12 protein-coding genes are annotated in these 16,455 nt (G+C 56.5%); 3 read left to right on the top strand and 9 right to left on the bottom strand.

Annotation, left to right across the window (positions count from 1 at the left end; translation table 11 throughout):
- Positions 1–137 precede the first annotated feature (137 nt).
- From BMW31_RS04290 to mraZ, 8 genes are read right to left on the bottom strand one after another with little or no spacing between them, the layout of a single operon-like run.
- A complete protein-coding gene (locus BMW31_RS04290) occupies positions 138–1,412 on the bottom strand; it encodes an FtsW/RodA/SpoVE family cell cycle protein (protein WP_091821550.1) in 1,275 nt (424 codons plus the stop codon).
- A 3-nt stretch (positions 1,413–1,415) separates the two neighbouring features.
- A complete protein-coding gene (murD, locus tag BMW31_RS04285; protein WP_091821547.1) occupies positions 1,416–2,747 on the bottom strand; it encodes a UDP-N-acetylmuramoyl-L-alanine--D-glutamate ligase in 1,332 nt (443 codons plus the stop codon).
- A gap of 2 nt (positions 2,748–2,749) precedes the next feature.
- A complete protein-coding gene (locus tag BMW31_RS04280; protein WP_091821544.1) occupies positions 2,750–4,018 on the bottom strand; it encodes a phospho-N-acetylmuramoyl-pentapeptide-transferase in 1,269 nt (422 codons plus the stop codon).
- 39 nt (positions 4,019–4,057) lie between these two features.
- A complete protein-coding gene (locus tag BMW31_RS04275) occupies positions 4,058–5,512 on the bottom strand; it encodes a UDP-N-acetylmuramoyl-L-alanyl-D-glutamate--2,6-diaminopimelate ligase (RefSeq protein ID WP_091821541.1) in 1,455 nt (484 codons plus the stop codon).
- Between the two features lie 20 nt (positions 5,513–5,532).
- Positions 5,533–7,689 carry a penicillin-binding protein gene (locus tag BMW31_RS04270; protein WP_091821538.1) on the bottom strand — a complete coding sequence of 719 codons (2,157 nt, stop codon included), beginning with the start codon at positions 7,687–7,689 and terminating at the stop codon, positions 5,533–5,535.
- Positions 7,686–8,189 carry an FtsL-like putative cell division protein gene (locus BMW31_RS04265; protein WP_177166269.1) on the bottom strand — a complete coding sequence of 168 codons (504 nt, stop codon included), beginning with the start codon at positions 8,187–8,189 and terminating at the stop codon, positions 7,686–7,688. Before BMW31_RS04265 ends, BMW31_RS04270 begins: the two co-directional genes overlap by 4 nt.
- Entirely contained in the window at positions 8,186–9,187 is a 1,002-nt protein-coding gene (gene rsmH, locus BMW31_RS04260) for a 16S rRNA (cytosine(1402)-N(4))-methyltransferase RsmH (RefSeq protein WP_091821535.1), read from the bottom strand. The genes BMW31_RS04265 and rsmH overlap by 4 nt, the downstream gene beginning before the upstream one ends.
- A 14-nt stretch (positions 9,188–9,201) precedes the next feature.
- Entirely contained in the window at positions 9,202–9,681 is a 480-nt protein-coding gene (gene mraZ, locus BMW31_RS04255; RefSeq protein WP_091821532.1) for a division/cell wall cluster transcriptional repressor MraZ, read from the bottom strand.
- A gap of 787 nt (positions 9,682–10,468) precedes the next feature.
- Between mraZ and BMW31_RS04250 the strand changes: the two genes are divergently transcribed.
- The 3 genes from BMW31_RS04250 (at position 10,469) to BMW31_RS04240 (ending at position 14,877) form a co-directional block, all read left to right on the top strand.
- Positions 10,469–11,296, top strand: a complete 828-nt coding sequence (locus BMW31_RS04250) for a glycerol acyltransferase (protein WP_091821529.1) — start codon at positions 10,469–10,471, stop codon at positions 11,294–11,296.
- Positions 11,297–11,366: 70 nt separating this feature from the next.
- Positions 11,367–12,359 carry a GNAT family N-acetyltransferase gene (locus BMW31_RS04245; protein ID WP_091821526.1) on the top strand — a complete coding sequence of 331 codons (993 nt, stop codon included), beginning with the start codon at positions 11,367–11,369 and terminating at the stop codon, positions 12,357–12,359.
- Between the two features lie 163 nt (positions 12,360–12,522).
- Positions 12,523–14,877, top strand: a complete 2,355-nt coding sequence (locus BMW31_RS04240) for a GH92 family glycosyl hydrolase (protein ID WP_091821523.1) — start codon at positions 12,523–12,525, stop codon at positions 14,875–14,877.
- A 123-nt stretch (positions 14,878–15,000) separates the two neighbouring features.
- On the opposite strand, the gene dgt is transcribed toward BMW31_RS04240, so the two are convergent.
- Positions 15,001–16,338, bottom strand: a complete 1,338-nt coding sequence (gene dgt / locus BMW31_RS04235) for a dGTP triphosphohydrolase (protein ID WP_091821791.1) — start codon at positions 16,336–16,338, stop codon at positions 15,001–15,003.
- Between the last annotated feature and the right edge of the window lie 117 nt (positions 16,339–16,455).

Genomic DNA, 16,455 nt, shown 5'->3' with positions numbered 1-16,455 from the left:
GGGCTGTTCAGACCCGTTGCCTGACAACTGCGCCGGAACCGCCTGCCACGGGGCGTTCCGAAAGAGGTGCCCTTCAAGCTCCCTGAACGATACCTTCAAGCCCCTTGACCGGCACCTCCAAGGCCCTTGACCGATAGCTATGCCGGAGCCAGTGCTCCGCTGCCGGTTTCTTGCTCGGGCAGGTCCTGCTTCTTGGCGGCCGAGCGGCTCACGCTCAGGATAACGCCTACGTAGATGCAGTTGATGATGGTGGAGGTGCCGCCCTTGCTCACCAGCGGCAGCGGCTGCCCCGTTACGGGGGCCAGCCCCACGGCCACGCACATGTTGAACAGGGCCTGCGTAACCAGCAGCAGCGCCAGCCCCATGGCCAGGAAGGCCGGGAAGTTGTTCTCGCAGCGGTTGGCTATGCGCCCCGTTCGGAAGAGGAGGATGATGTAGAGCATGGCTACGAAGAAGGCGCCCTCCACCCCCGTCTCCTCAATAATGATGGCATAGATGAAGTCGGAGAATGCCTGAGAGAGGAAATCGCGCTCCACCGAGTTGCCCGGACCTTTGCCCACGATGTTCGACGAGGCTATGGCAATGTTGGCGTGGGCCACCTGTCCGTCCTTGTCAAGGTCGACCGAGTCGGGCGGTATGTTCTTGTCGTCCATGAAGGATAGTATGCGCGACTTCCACGTGCTGGCCCTGTGGAACACCTTCTCCAGCGCTCCGGGCTTCTCCCGTTCCACGACCACCTGCTCCGTAAGCTGGCGGTTGGCGTTGGGTTTCTGTTCCTCGCCGCCTATGGCCATAATCATGACGAGGGCGAAGACGCCAAGCAGCATCACCACACCCAGCAGTCGGCCTATCTGCGAGAACGGCACGCGGCCTATAATCATCATCATGAGGATGACCAGGCACAGCAGGGCGGCGGTAGAGAAGTTCTCGAGCAGAATCCAGGGTATGATGGCCGCGCACGTTATGAGTATGTACTTGAAGGCGTTGCGGTCGGCACCGTTCTCGGTCTGCATGGCACTCAGTATCTGCGCTACGGCCAGCACCATGGTTCCCTTGGCTATCTCCGAGGGCTGGAACTGTATGCCAACGAAGTTGATCCAGCGCTGGGCGCCGTTGGTAGACTGCCCCGCTATGAGCACCCAGATAAGGGTAAGGAACGAGATGATGAGCAGGAAGGGCGTAAGTATCTTGAAGTACTTGCACTTTACGTTGAGTACCACCACCATGCTGAACACGCCCACCAGCAGGATACTGCAGTGCTTGAGCACCGGACTCCAGTAGTTGCCGCCCTTGTAGGACAGCGAGCTGGAGGCCGAGAACACCTCTACCACGCTGATGATACAGAGGAAGAAGAACACCATCCATATCACCTTGTCGCCCTTGAAGATGTTTCCTAAAGTCTTGTTTATCATTCGTTACAGGTTTCTGACGAGGTTCTTGAATTGTTCGCCGCGGTCTTCCATGTTCCTGAAGAGGTCGAAGCTGGCGCAGCAGGGTGAGAGCAGCACGGTTTGGCCGGGGCGTGCCATCTCGTAGCAGGCCTGCACGCAGTCCTTCATGCTGTGCACGTCGCGCACGGGCAGGCCCAGGTCGTCGAACGAGTTGTGCAGCTTCGTGTTGTCTGCCCCCAGGTAAACAAGGCCCACGCACTTCTGCTTCACCAGGTCGCGAATGGCGCTGTAGTCGTTGCCCTTGTCCTTGCCGCCCAGTATGAGTATGGTGGGCGTGCGCATGCTCTCGAGCGCATACCAGCACGCATCCACGTTGGTGGCCTTGGAGTCGTTGATGTACTGCACGCCCGCTACCTTGCACACCTTCTCCAGCCGGTGCTCAACGCCGGGGAAATCGCTCAGACTGCGGCGTATTGTTTCTTTCTTTATGCCGCTTATGTTGGAGGCAAGTCCGGCGGCCAGAGAGTTGTATATGTTGTGCTTACCGGTAAGAGAGAGCTCCTCCTGCTCCATGTTGAAGGGGGTAGGATACTCGAGTTTGTACTGTCCCTCCTCAATGTAGCCAATGCTGCCTTTCTCCTTCAGTTCGGAGAAGGGGCACTGCACGGCCTTGATGTCGTACTTGTCGAGCTGGCGCTTGATGACGGGGTCGTCGTTCCAATAGATGAAGCTGTCCTCCGGAGTCTGGTTGCGAATGATGCGCATCTTGGCGTCCACGTACTTCTGGAACTCGAAGTCGTAGCGGTCCAGGTGGTCGGGCGTGATGTTGAGCAGGATGGCGATGTTGGCCCTAAAGTCGTACATGTCGTCCAGCTGGAACGAGCTCAGCTCGATGATGTAGTACTCGTGGGGCTCTTCTGCAACCTGCAGGGCCAGGCTCTTGCCAATGTTGCCGGCCAGTCCGGCGTCGTATCCGGCCGCCTTGAATATGTGGTAAATGAGCGAGGTGGTGGTAGTCTTGCCGTTGCTGCCCGTTATGCACACCATCTTGGAGTGGGTGTAGCGGCCTGCGAACTCAATCTCGCTGACGATGTGGGTTCCCTGTGCCAGCAGCTTCTGCACCATCGGCGCCTCCTTCGGAATGCCGGGGCTCTTGATAACTTCGTCGGCGTTGAGTATCAACGCTTCGGTGTGGCGGCCTTCCTCCCATGCTATGTGGTGGGCATCGAGCAGTTGCTTGTACCTGTCCTTTATCATCGACGTGTCTGATACGAACACGTCGAACCCTTCTTTCTTAGCCAGTACGGCTGCACCGGCTCCGCTCTCGCCGGCTCCCAATATGACGATTCTCTTCATGTTTACCTTATTTTAAGCGTAATGATGGTGAGGGCGGCCAGGATGATGGTCGTAATCCAGAACCTGATAGTTATCTTCGACTCGTGCACAACGCTGCGGGGCGCCTTGACGAGGTACGTGCATTCGGGGTCCAACTGGTTGTCCTGGGTGCGGAAGTTGTCGTGAATGGGGGTGCGCTTGAAGATGCGCTGCTTCACGCCTCGGTGCTTTCCCATCTTGTAATACCATACCTGAACGATTACGCTCAGGCTCTCTACGAAGAATATTCCGCACAAGATGGGCAGCAGCAGCTCCTTATGAATGATGATGGCGCCCACGCCGATGATGCCTCCAATGGTAAGAGAACCGGTGTCGCCCATGAATACCTGGGCCGGATAAGCATTGTACCAGAGGAAGCCTATGAGTGCTCCGACGAATGCGCACATGAACACAACCAGCTCCTGGGAGCCCGGTATGTACATGATATTAAGGTAGGCAGCGAACTCAATGTGCGAACTCACGTAGGCCAATATGCCCAGCGCCACGCCTATTATGGCCGAGTTGCCGGCGCACATGCCGTCCATGCCGTCGTTCAGGTTAGCTCCGTTGCTCACGGCCGTTACCACCAGTATCGTCATAATGACGAAGAGCACCCATCCGGCGGCTGTTTTGTACTTGCCGCAGAAGCCCATCAGGCGCGAATAGTCAAGGTTGTGACCCTTTACAAAGGGAATGGTGGTCTTGAGTGACTTGTGTGCCACGGCCCTGTGTTTGATGACCATCTCCTGTCCCTGGCGCTCTATGGCGAGGTTCTCGTTCATCTTCACGTCGGGCGAAGCCCAGAGCACGAGGCCTACGATGAGGCCTATGCCCACCTGGCCCACAATCTTGTACTTGCCCTTCAGGCCCTCCTTGTTGCGGCGGAAGATTTTGATATAATCGTCCATTCCACCGAGAAAGCCGAGCCAAACGGTGGTGATAATCATCAGGATGAGGTAGATGTTGCGCAAACGGCCCAGCAGCAGCACCGGCACCAGTATGGCTACGATGATGATGATGCCGCCCATGGAGGGCACGCCAATCTTGTTGATGCCGAAGGGGTCGATGCTCGCGTCGCGCTGGGTCTCCGTTATCTGCTTGCTGCGGAGGTATTTGATGAACTTTTCTCCGAACCAGGCAGAGATTACCAGGGAAAGAATGAGCGCCAGCAATGCCCTGAAGGAGATGTATCCCCACATGTGGGAGCCGCTGATGCCGTATTGTTCTAAGAATCTGAAAAGATAGTATAACATTTGCTTTCGGTTGCTTTTGTTCGTTAGGTAGGTTCAGTTTCAAGCCTCGCCGAAGATGGATTTGATGACTTCATGGTCGTCGAAGTGGTGCTTCACGCCGTTTATTTCCTGATAGGTTTCGTGACCCTTGCCCGCCACCAGTATCACGTCGCCCTTCTGGGCGAGCATGCAGGCCGTGCGGATGGCTTCCCGGCGGTCGACGATGGTGAGCACTTTCTTTCTCTGCTGGGCGTTGAGGCCGGCCAGCATGTCGTCGATGATGGCCTGGGGTTCCTCGTCCCGGGGGTTGTCACTTGTCAGGATGACCTTGTCACTCTGCCTAACGGCTTCCTGGGCCATGAGCGGACGCTTGCCTTTGTCTCTGTGGCCGCCGGCTCCGCACACGGTGATGACCTGCCCCTTGCCGTTGAGCACCTCGTGAATGGCATTGAGTACGTTCTCCAGAGCGTCGGGAGTGTGGGCGTAATCTACGATGGCCGTGTAGCCCTGGGGCGAGCGGATAGGCTCCAGCCGGCCGTTTACGCTGTGCAGGGTGCTCATCACCACGAGTATTTCCTGGGGCTCCTTGCCCAGCATGCGGGCAGCTCCGTAAACGGCGAGCAGGTTGCTCACGTTGAACCTTCCTATGAACTGCACGCCTACTTCGTGGCCGTCGAGCTCCAGATACATGCCCTCGAAGTGGCATTCCAGTATCCGGGCACGGTAATCGGCCATGCTTCGGGTGGAGTAGGTCTTCACCGTCGCCTTGGTGTTCTGTACCATGAACATGCCGTTCTTGTCATCAGCATTGGTGATGGCAAAGGCATCCTTGGGCAGCGAATCGAAGAAGGCTTTCTTTGCGTTGCGGTAGTTTTCGAACGTCTTGTGGTAATCCAGATGGTCTCGGGTGAGGTTAGTAAAGATGCCGCCGGCAAACTTCAGTCCGCCGATACGCTTCTGGGCAATGGCGTGAGAGGAACACTCCATGAAGGCGTACTCGCATCCTGCCGCCACCATCCGGCCCAGGAGCTCGTTCAGCTCGATAGGGTCGGGGGTGGTGTGGTCGGTCGGTATGGCCTCGTCCTCAATGTAGTTGCACACTGTGGAGAGCAGTCCGCACTTGTAACCCATCTTTCGGAACATACTATATAATAAGGTGGCGATGGTTGTCTTGCCGTTAGTGCCGGTCACGCCGACCAGCTTCAGCTTGCGCGAAGGGTCGCCGCAGAAGAGCGTGGCCACCTTTCCAACCGCGTCTTCGGTTGATTCCACCTGCACGTAAGTTACGCCCGGCTGCTTTTCGGTGGGCATGTCTTCGCACAGAATAGACTTTGCTCCCGCCGCAATGGCTTTCGGAATGAACTTGTGACCGTCAACCTGCGTGCCCTTCATGGCCACGAACAGGTGCCCGCCAGCAATGCGGCGCGAGTCGATATTCACACCGGTCACATCGACATCCATGTCTCCTGCCGTGGCGAGAGGCTTGATGTTCTTGAGCAATTCGTTTAATTTCATATCTTGTTTCTTTATGTTTTTTATTCCAATAGCAGGGCACAAACCTCGCCCTTCTTGATGGTGTGGCCCGGTTCCAGGCTCTGTTTCACCACCTTGCCGCGGCCTTGCAGCCTCACCCTTACGCCCCGGCTCTCGATGAGATACACCGCATCGCGGGCTCCCATGCCCGTTACGTTGGGTATCTGTCGGCGGCCGTAGACTTTTTCCCGCATCAGGCTGATGGCCTTCTCCTTGCGTTCGGCGCGCCCCCAGATGGGATTTCCGTCGGTATAAGAGCCGCTCCAGCCCGTGTTGGTATTGATGCCGAGGTGCGTAAGCACGTAGTCGGCAGCCAGGATGTTGCCGTCCTTCACGTCGGGAACGAGCACCGAAGAGGAGTCGCGGGCATCACTCACGGCCAGCTTGATGTTCTGTGCCATGATGCCTTCTGCGATATTGTGGAACACCACGCCGCTCATGCCGCCGCCGGAAGCGGGCAGTCCCGACTTCTGAATGCACACTATGCAGCTGTACTTCGGGTTATCGGCCGGGAAGTAACCGGCAAAACTCAGCAGGTAATGCGTGCCGCCGGCCTTGTAACCGCCTGCTCCCTGCGATATCTGTGCCGTTCCCGTCTTGCCTGCTACCTTGAAGGAGGGCGACCCGGCCTTCTTTCCAAGGCCCTGGCTCACCACATGGTAGAGCATGGTCTGCATGAGCTTGACGGTCTTCTGGCTGCAAATCTGCTCATGCCCGGGCACAACCTCGGGCGGATATTCCATCATCACCTTGCCGTCTTTGAGCACTTGCTTCACGAAACGGGGGCGCATCATGCGGCCGTTGTTGGCTATGGCGTTGTAGAAAGTGAGCGTTGAGATGGGCGGAACCTGCGTTTCGTAGCCGATGCTCATCCACGGCAGCGCCGTGTTACTCCAGTTGAGCCATTGTCCGTTCTTGGCTTTCTTGGGTATGCGTATCTTGGCCGGGGTGGAACCAACGAGCGGAATGCGTAGGTTGGAGGCAATACCGGTGCGGTAAACGCCGCGCACGAACTTCTCCGGATTGTTGTGGTAGTGGTCGTCGATGATGCGACTAACGCCCACGTTGGAGCTCACCTCCAGCGTCCGGGGCAGTCTCATGGTGCCGTAACCGCCACGACGCCAGTTCCAGTCCTTCATCTGGCGGCCGTACATGGGCCACACGCCCGAGCCTGTCTCCACCACATACGAGGTATCTACCACGCCGTCTTCGAGCGCAACCATGATAGACACGGGCTTGAAAACGGAGCCCGGCTCCAGCAGGTCGCTCACGGCGTGGTTCTTCACCTCGCGGTATTCGCCGTCGATACACTTCTCCATGTTCACTATGGCCTTGATATCGCCGGTCTTGACCTCCATGACGATGGCCACGCCCACGTTGCCGTTGATGAGCTTCAGCTCGTCGATGACGGAGCGCTCGGCCAGGTCCTGCATGTCAACGTCTATGGTTGTAACGATGTCGGCACCGTCAATGGGCGGCGTGTCCATGATGTCGAGGAACTTGTTGAGCACCTTGCGGCGATGGATGATGCCGTTGGTGCCGCGGAGGATGGAGTCGTACGAGAGCTCCAGACCGAAGCGGGCAGAGTCCTTGGAACCGAACATGGTGCCCACGGTACGGCTGGCCAGCGAACCGTAGGGGCGCTGGCGGGCGTCGTTCTCCTCAATGTGGAAGCCGCCCTTGTAGGGCCGCAGGTTGAATACCGGCAGTGCCTTGACCTCCGTATAGGTATTGTAGTCTACGCGGCGGGGCCACACCGGCCAGTGCCGGCTGCGCTTGTTGTAGCCCTCCATGAGGTGACGTTTGAAGTCGCCGGCCGACTTTTCGGGGAAAATCTGGCTCAGGCAGAGGCACACGGAGTCGACCTTGGCCTTCCAGAGTGAGTCGCTTACGTCTCTCAGCGTACTGAAGTCCATGAACATCTTGAACTCGGGCAGCGAGCTGGCCATGAGCTGTCCGTCGCAGCTCAGGATGTTGCCGCGCGTAGGTTTCACGCTTACGCTGTCCTTCTTCACGCGGTCGGCCACCTTCATCCAGTAGTCGCGCTTGGCTGTCATGGTGTATAGCGTCTTGGCCATCACGGTTACTGCCAGCAGCGTCATGATGATTGCGATGAAGCTGTAGCGTGGCATTACCTTCTTATAGTCAAACTTACTCATTTTGTTTCGGGTACATTAATGATGTAAGGGGGCTGGTCTGCAATGTGCAGTACGCTGTCCTTGTTGTTCTGCAGCATGTCGAGCACGTTGCTCTCGCGGCTCTTCTCCGTCAGCTGACTGCTCGTTGAGAGGGCTTTATACTTGGCATCCTGCAGCTCCTTCTGCAGTTTGTCAATCTCGATGAGGTCCTGCTGGCAGCTGTAACGGTTGGAGATGTAGATGATGAGGAAGAAGGCGATGAGCAGCACCAGCCAAATCTGGTGGCGGATGGTGCTCGTCGTGAGGATGTCGCCACCCAAGATCTTGCGCAGAGTGAAGTTAGACGACTGCGGCGCCTCGCCCTCCGTGGCCTGTTCTTGTATGATTTCCTGCAGCGTGGGGCCCTCATCCACGGCTGGCTGCTCCTCCCGGGGAGCCTCCTGCGGCTGTTCCGTCTGCTGTGGTTCCTGCTTGCCGGTTACCACGAGCTTAGGAGTTGTATCTTGTTCTTTCCCGTTCATTTCTTTTCTGCTATTCTAAGTTTGGCGCTCCTGCTGCGCGGGTTGCGCTCCACCTCATCCGTTCCGGCCACTATCACCTTGCTGTTCACGAGGCTGAAGGGCGTCTCCACGCGGCCAAAGAAGTCCTGGCTTATTTTGCCCTCGGCGTTGCCGGCCCGCATGAAGTTCTTCACGATGCGGTCTTCGAGCGAGTGGTAGGTGATAACCGACAGCCTTCCGCCCGGCGCCAACAGCTCCGTGGCCGCGCCAAGCATTTCCTTCAGAGCGCTCAGCTCGTGGTTAACCTCTATGCGCAGGGCCTGGAACAGCTTGGCCATGTCTTTCTTCTCGCGTTCGCGCCTGAACAGAGGCTCCACTGCGTGCATGAAGTCCTGCGTGGTTGCTATGGCCTGTTGCTGGCGTGCCTTGACGAGAGCAGCGGCTATGCGGCGCGAGTTTTTCAGCTCGCCGTACAGGTAGAAGACGTCTGCCAGCGCCTCTTCGTCGTATGTGTTCACAATGTCGGCCGCCGTCATGCCCGCCCCTTTGTTCATCCGCATGTCGAGCGGGGCGTCGAAACGGAACGAGAAGCCGCGCGTCTCGTCGTCGAAGTGGTGGCTCGACACGCCCAAATCGGCCAGCAGTCCGTCTATCTGTTCCACTCCGTAGTACCGCGTCCAGTTCTTGAGGTACCTGAAGTTGGAGCGGATGAAGGTGAACTGGGGTGATGGAATTCGGGTGTTAGGTGATGGGTGATGGGTGTTGGTGGTTGGCTTTTCATCCTTCATGCCATTATCACCCATCACCCAACACCCATCACCCAGCAACGCTTCCGCGTCCGCATCTTGGTCGAAGCTGAAGAGGCGGGCGTTGCCGCTGAGGCGGCTGAATATCTCGCGCGAGTGGCCGCCACCACCGAAGGTAACGTCAACATAAACGCCGCCGGGGCGGATGTTGAGCCCGTCTACGCTCTCCCTAAGGAGTACCGGAACGTGGTATGTTTCTGCTGTCTTGGCCATGATGTGGTGGTTCGTTAGAGGTTGTCGCAGCTGTTTTCGGGCTGCCTGTCGGCCTGCTGCATGGCGCCTTCTATGGCTTTGCTAAACGCCTCGGGCGCCAGGAACGGGTCTTCTGTGTTCTCGTTGCTCCAAATCTCGATGGTATCACCCATGCCGATGAACTTTACGCTCTGCCCGATGCCGGCCATCTTGAGGTAGCGTTTGGGTATGAGGAACCTGCCGTTGCCGTCGAGGGCAATGAGTTCTGCGTCGGATACGAACTGGCGGAATATCTGCTGTTCGGCTGCGTTCCATCGCGACAGGCGGCTGCGCAGGGTGTCCATCTGCTCGTTCCATACCGATTCGGGGTACAGAACCAGACAAGGCTGGAACACGTCCTTGCGCATCACGAGGCTCACCTCGCCCTGCGCGCCGAGCACCTTGCGGAAAGCAGCGGGCAGGAAAGCCCTTCCCTTGGTGTCTGTTTTGGCCTCTATGTTCCCTAAAAAACGCATACGTACATATTTAATAACAAGATTTACGGCGTCAAAGATACATAAAATTCCCCACATTCCACCACTTTTCTCCACAATTTTTATTCCTTCAGTCGTTTTTCTCGCTACAGACAGTTGGCAAGGGGGCATGGGGCAGCGTGGGCGGAGTTGGGAAGAAACTCAATAAATTTCAAAATATTATTTCTTTGAAACAGCTGTTCAAAGCAGTTGTTTGGCTGCTTTCGGGGTGCAGAGAATGGCTTTTCCCACCTCCGTTGATGGCAAATCGCGGCCCGAAAGCATGCTTTTGGCACCGCCGGTTATCTCGTTCGAGGCGGTAAAAGCTATGCTCCGGGGCGCTTGAAGGTATGCTTCGGGCTGCTTGAACCATAGCTTCAGCGTTGCCGTTGCTGCCAGATAAGGGCCAAAAAGTTGGTTTTCGGGAGAAACGGAGCATGGAAATCACGATGAAATGGGCTGTTTTTGCAGATTTCGGAAAAACGTTGCTGTTTGCCCACTTATTTGGGTTTCCCTTGCCGGTTAGCCGTAAAAACGCGCTGAATTTTAACCAATGTAAAGTTTGTTAGCGGTTATTTTTCCTCCTGCAGCAGTCTTCTCATCTTCCCGATAACCGATATTCGGCTTCCCGTTGCAGCGTTCAGCCACCCTTCCTCCCTGTTGTTGACAAATTGCGGAGTAATAACCGGGGATGCTACAAAATTATGAAAAAGCAAACATTTTTATGTCAGAATGTAGCATATTCAAAAAAGTTATGCTATTTTTGCACATTGTTAGTATTTTCAGAAGAATGGGTGAAGCGATAGAGAAAACGATTGACATTGACCAAATCTTGAAAAGTAAAATGGGCGACAAGCGCAAGTACGTCCCCCGCTTTGCCGTGAATTGGCTCAAACACATCGTCCATGAGGACGAAGTAAACCGTTTTCTGTGGGAGAGCCGGCACCTTACCGGCACCGAATGGCTCACCGAGTGCGTGCGCTATCTGGACATGACGCTCGACATCCACGGCCGTGAAAACCTGCCGCCCAAGGACAACGGCAAGCTCTATACCTTCGTTTCCAATCACCCCCTGGGCGGTGAAGACGGCGTGGCGCTGGGCTCCATCATCGGCCGTCATTACGACGGCAAGTTCCGCTACTTGGTAAACGACCTGCTGCTCAACCTCCCCGGGCTCAAGCCCGTTAGCATAGGCATCAACAAAACGGGCAAACAGGGCCGCGATTTCCCGCGCATGGTGGAGACCGGATTTCAGAGTGAAAACCACATGCTCATGTTTCCCGCGGGGCTGAACTCGCGTCTCATCAACGGCCGGATACACGACCTGCCCTGGAAAAAGACCTTTATCTCCAAGAGCGTAGAGTACCATCGCGACGTTGTTCCCATCTTTTTCAGCGGCCGCAACTCCATGCGCTTCTACCGTATAGCCAACTGGCAGCAGCGCCTCGGCCTCAAGGTGAACATCGCCATGCTGTTTCTGGTCGACGAGATGTACCGCAACGTGCACAAGACTTTTACCGTCAAGATAGGCAAACCCATACCCTGGCAGACCTTCGACAAGTCGAAAACACCGATGGAATGGGCGCAATTTGTAGAGAACAAGGTTTACGAACTATAGCAGGGAGACAGCTCCGGCAGCGTTGCCGGCAACGGTCTGGACTGCAGGGCAGACATAACGACAAACAAGAATGGAACAAGACATTATCCAACCGGTTAGCAGGGAACTGCTGAAAGCCGAGCTTACGCCCGACCGACAGCTTCGTATGACCAACAAGAGTCATAACGAAATCTACATCATTACGGCCCACGAGGCGCCTAATGTGATGAAGGAAATCGGACGACTGCGTGAAATCGCCTTCCGTACTGCAGGCGGCGGAACGGGGCTGTCGATGGATATCGACGAGTTCGATACCTGTGCCAACTGCTACAAACAGCTCATTGTGTGGAACCCGGAGGCAGATGAAATCATCGGAGGTTACCGCTACATGCTCGGCAAAGACTGGCAGCTGGACTCCCAGGGGCAACCACTGCTGGCCACGAGCCACATGTTCCATTTCTCTGATAAGTTCATGCGCCACTATGCCCCCTATACAGTAGAGCTCGGAAGGTCGTTCGTTTCGCTCGAATATCAGAACGTCCGGATGAACAGCAAGAGCATCTTTGCCCTCGACAACCTATGGGACGGCCTCGGCGCCCTTACCGTGGTGAACCCCGGACTCAAGTATTTCTACGGCAAAATGACCATGTACCCTTCTTATATACGTCGTGGGCGGGACATGATACTGTACTTTCTCAAGAAGCATTTCGACGACAAGGAGAACCTTATTATTCCGATTAAACCGCTCAAAATCGAAACTCCGGAGGCCGAACTGGCCAAACTTTTCGACCAGAAAGACTTCAAGGCCGACTACCGGATACTAAACCGCGAAATCCGAAAGCTGGGCTACAACATCCCTCCTTTAGTGAACGCGTACATGAACCTGAGCCCAACAATGAAGCTCTTCGGTACGGCCATCAACTACGGATTTGGCGAAGTGGAGGAAACGGGCATCCTGATAGCCGTCGACGAGATACTCGAGGAGAAGCGCGTACGCCACATCAACAGCTTCATCAAGGAGCATCCGGAGGCGCTGAAGATAACCAGCGGAGCCAACAACGTAATTTACAAGGAAAACAAATAGGCACCGGCAGCACGCCTGCTCCTGCCCTTTACCTTCGCATGCAGCCGCCCCCGGGTGGCTGTTTTTTGTGCTGCGGCCCAAAGAAACCGCCGCTTTGGTAGGCCCGGAGCAAATAAATGGCTATCTTTGTAGCCGATTTATCAACACTTAAACAACCGTAAACATGAAACGACTATCAGCCTTTCTGCTTGCTGCAGCGGGATTGTTGGCCTTTGCCTCCTGCCGGTCAGCAAGCGAAACGACCCAAGAGAAACTTGCTTCCTACGTGGAACCGCGCATCGGTACTGCCCACTGCCGCTACTTCCACTTTACACCGGGCGCCTTGCCCTTCGGCATGGCCAAGCCTGCTCCGTCCACCAACGGCCACTACGGCAACAAAGACGGGTGGGAAGCAACGGGCTACGACTACCGCGACAAGTCCATCGAAGGCTTCCCCTGCGTACATGAGTTCCAGGTGGGAGGCATCGTCCTCATGCCCACAGTTGGCAAGCTGTTCACCGTTCCGGGCGATACGGCCTTGACGGACGTAAGGAGCGGCTACCGTTCACGCTTCTCCCACGACGCCGAAACAGCCACTGCAGGCTACTATTCGGTACTGCTCAAGGACTACGGCATTACGGCCGAGCTCACCGCTACGCCGCGTGTGGCCTTCCAGCGCTATACTTTCCCGGCCGCCAAGGACAGCCGCCTGCTCTTCGACATCGGCAACCGCCAGGGCGAAAGCGGTGCCGTGAAGGACGCGATGGTGGAGATACGCCCCGACGGAAGCATCGAGGGGTGGGTCATCACCATGCCCGAATACGTGAAGAAGTACCAGTCCGGCGCCGTTGTACCTATCTATTTCTCGGCGGTGGTCGACAAAAAACCCGCCTCGGTGGGTGCCTTCAACGGTGCCAAAGTCATGGAGGGAGCCCGCAAGGCCACCGGAGCGGGCGCCGGCGTGTACCTCACCTTCGCCACCAAAGACAAGGATCAGGTTACGGCCAAGGTAGGCATATCGTACACATCGGTAGCAAACGCGCGCCTCAACCGCGAGACCGAAGCCCGCAACCTGACCTTCGACGAGGCCCGCAAGCAGGCCGCCGAGGAGTGGGAAGAGAACCTCGGCCGCATCAGGGTGGAAACAGCAAACCGGCCTGACAAGGTGAAATTCTACACCGGACTGTACCACGCGCTGCTCGGCCGCGGGCTGGCAAGCGACGTCAGTGGGGCCTATCCCAAGCACGACGGCACCGTAGGGCAGATTGAAACGGCAGGAGGAAAGCCCAAATTCAACCTCTACAACACCGATGCCATGTGGGGCGGACAGTGGAATCTCACCCAGCTGTGGGCCCTGGCCTACCCCGAACACCTGGCCGATTTCATCAGTTCGCACCTCAGGATATACAAAGATTGCGGCTGGCTGGCCGACGGCGTGGCCAACAGTAGGTTCGTTTCGGGCGTGGGAACCAACCAACTGAGCAACATGATTGTGGCTGCCTACATGTGCGGAATACGCAACTTCGACGTCAACCTGGCCTATGAGGCCTGCCTGAAAAACGAGCTCAACGGCGAGAACCGTCCCTTCGGGGCGGGTAAAACCGATACCAAAGACTTCGTACAGTACGGCTACGTGCCCCATCTGGAGGCCGGTGCAGGGGCCGACGAGCAGTTTATGTTCTCGGCATCGCACACACTCGAGTATTCGTACAGCGCCTACGCAGTGGCCCAACTGGCCAAAGCACTGGGCAAGCAGGCCGACTACGACAAGCTGATGAACCTCTCCCGGGGCTGGGAAAGAATCTATGACGAGCAGCTGAACTTCGTTCGTCCAAGGCTCAAAAACGGCGATTTCATCGCTAATTTTGACCCTTTACAGGTGTGGCGGGGCTTCCAGGAGGGCAATGCCTGGCAGTACACGTTCTACGTTCCGCACGATGCAAAGGCACTGGTGGCCAAGGTCGGCGCCGATGAGTTCAACAACCGGCTCGACAGCATCTTCACTCTTTCGCAGAAAAAGCTATTCAGCGGCGGCACCGAAGTTGGCGCCTTTGCCGGTCTGCGCACGCTCTACAACCAGGGCAACCAGCCCTGTCTGCACATCTCGTGGTTGTTTAACGAGGCCGGAAAGCCATCGAAGACGCAGAAGTGGGTACGCTCCATTTGCGACGAATTTTACGGTACAGAGGGCATACACGGCTACGGCTACGGGCAGGATGAGGACCAGGGCCAGCTCGGGGCCTGGTATGTCATCTCCTCCATCGGCCTGTTCGACGTCAAGGGACTGGACGACTTGCAGCCCACACTGGGGCTGGGCAGTCCGCTGTTCGACAAGGTTACCATCCGCCTGAACAAGGATTACTACAGCGGAAGCCAGTTTGTTATCAGCGCCAAGGGCAACAGCAAGCAGAACGTCTACGTGCAGGAGTACCGCCTCAACGGCCAAACACTCACCGATACGCACCTGCCTTTCGCCACGTTTGCCAAGGGTGGCGAGCTCCAACTCACCCTGGGCAGCACGCCGAAGGACCGGTATTGAAACGCAACAGGCAAGCACCTGCGTAAGTGCTTGCCTGTCAGCGTTTTGTAAAAGCTATCGTTCAAGCCTCTTGAAGGATAGCATCAAGCGCCTTGAACGATACCTTCAAGGCGCTTGAACGTGTCAGATAATGGGGAGGCTTATCCCGTTTATCTTCTGATAAACATCCAAGGCATAGACATCGGTCATGCCGCTGATGTAGTCGATAACGGCCATCACGCGCGTTTCCAGGTCGCTGCTCTGGATGTCGTACTGGCTACTGAAGCGCTTGATGAGCTGCTGCGAGCGGAACTTGTCGGGCTTTACGGCAGCTGCAATGAGGTCGGCCAGCAGCGTTTCCATAATCTTGTAGCCCGACAGTTCTACGTCCAGCACGGGTTTACTCTGGTATATCTTGCGGTAGGACACCTGCTGGCAGTGGCTGTAGGCATCGCGTTGCAGCGGCGCGATGTGCTTGATGAGGCTGCCGCCGAAGGCTCCTTCGAGGATTGCCTGCTCGTTGTCAACGAACGCCTTGACGCATTCGGCCTCCAGTTTGCCCACGGCGCAGGCCCGCATATACACCACTTTCTCGTTCAGGTCGGTTACTCCCTCCTCGCTGATGCGCTGCAGGATGTGCTCCTGTTCTTGCTTGTCGAAGAACCCGAGCAGCAGTTTCTCGGTCTCGTCGAAGGTGAGTATCTTGAGTTTATGTGAGTCTTCGATGTCCATAATCTCATAACAGATATCGTCGGCAGCCTCCACCAGATACACCAACGGATGGCGCACGTACTGCAGGGGCTCACCGGGGGCGGAGCGACAAATAATGCCCAATTCATCGGCAATTGTTTTGTAGTCGGCCTCTTCGGACGAGAAGAAGCCGAACTTGCCGTGAGTGCCCGCCAAGGAGGAGGCAAACGGGTACTTTACCATGCTGGCCAGGGTGGCGTAAGTCATTACGTAACCGCCGGCGCGGCGGCCGATGAAGCGGTGCGTAAGCAGCCTGAAGGCGTTCGCGTTGCCCTCAAAATGGGTGATGTCGTCCCAGAACCGCGGGCTCAGGCGGGGCTTCAGGGCCAGTCCCTCGCCCTCGGTAAAGAAGGTCTGTATGGCTTTCTCGCCGCTGTGACCAAAGGGCGGGTTGCCCAAGTCGTGTGCAAAGCCGGCGCTCTGGACTATAGTTCCAATCTCTTCAAACAGCGTTCCGCGCAGCTCGGGGTGCCGTTCCACGAGCCGGCGGGCCACGTCGTCGCCCAGCGACTTGCCCAGTGACGACACTTCCAAGGAGTGAGTAAGCCGGTTATGTACGAACACGCTGCCCGGCAGAGGGAACACCTGCGTCTTGTTCTGCAGCCTCCTGAAGGGGGCGGAGTATATCAGGCGGTCGCTGTCACGCTTGAATTCCGAGCGGTCGTCGTGGCGTTGCGCATGCTGGTTTTCCTGTCCCAGGCGCTTGTTGGATATCAGTCGTTGCCATTCCATCATATTTCCGTGAGTTTTGATTGATACGCAAAAGTAATGTAAAATTGCCTAATTTCTTGCTTTTTACTGGCAAAAATGCACTTATATGCACAGAAATCATTAATTTTGCAGCTACTT

It is taken from the genome of Prevotella sp. kh1p2 (assembly GCF_900111525.1).
Lineage (GTDB): Bacteria > Bacteroidota > Bacteroidia > Bacteroidales > Bacteroidaceae > Prevotella.
This window is presented reverse-complemented; position numbering and strand designations above follow the sequence as displayed.

Coding starts and splice junctions, on each gene's coding strand:
- BMW31_RS04280 (WP_091821544.1), bottom strand. CDS start 4,018: ATGTTATACTATCTTTTCAGATTCTTAGAACAATACGGCATCAGCGGC.
- BMW31_RS04245 (WP_091821526.1), top strand. CDS start 11,367: ATGGAACAAGACATTATCCAACCGGTTAGCAGGGAACTGCTGAAAGCC.
- BMW31_RS04250 (WP_091821529.1), top strand. CDS start 10,469: ATGGGTGAAGCGATAGAGAAAACGATTGACATTGACCAAATCTTGAAA.
- BMW31_RS04275 (WP_091821541.1), bottom strand. CDS start 5,512: ATGAAATTAAACGAATTGCTCAAGAACATCAAGCCTCTCGCCACGGCA.
- murD (WP_091821547.1), bottom strand. CDS start 2,747: ATGAAGAGAATCGTCATATTGGGAGCCGGCGAGAGCGGAGCCGGTGCA.
- BMW31_RS04265 (WP_177166269.1), bottom strand. CDS start 8,189: ATGAACGGGAAAGAACAAGATACAACTCCTAAGCTCGTGGTAACCGGC.
- dgt (WP_091821791.1), bottom strand. CDS start 16,338: ATGGAATGGCAACGACTGATATCCAACAAGCGCCTGGGACAGGAAAAC.
- BMW31_RS04290 (WP_091821550.1), bottom strand. CDS start 1,412: ATGATAAACAAGACTTTAGGAAACATCTTCAAGGGCGACAAGGTGATA.
- rsmH (WP_091821535.1), bottom strand. CDS start 9,187: ATGGCCAAGACAGCAGAAACATACCACGTTCCGGTACTCCTTAGGGAG.
- BMW31_RS04270 (WP_091821538.1), bottom strand. CDS start 7,689: ATGAGTAAGTTTGACTATAAGAAGGTAATGCCACGCTACAGCTTCATC.
- mraZ (WP_091821532.1), bottom strand. CDS start 9,681: ATGCGTTTTTTAGGGAACATAGAGGCCAAAACAGACACCAAGGGAAGG.
- BMW31_RS04240 (WP_091821523.1), top strand. CDS start 12,523: ATGAAACGACTATCAGCCTTTCTGCTTGCTGCAGCGGGATTGTTGGCC.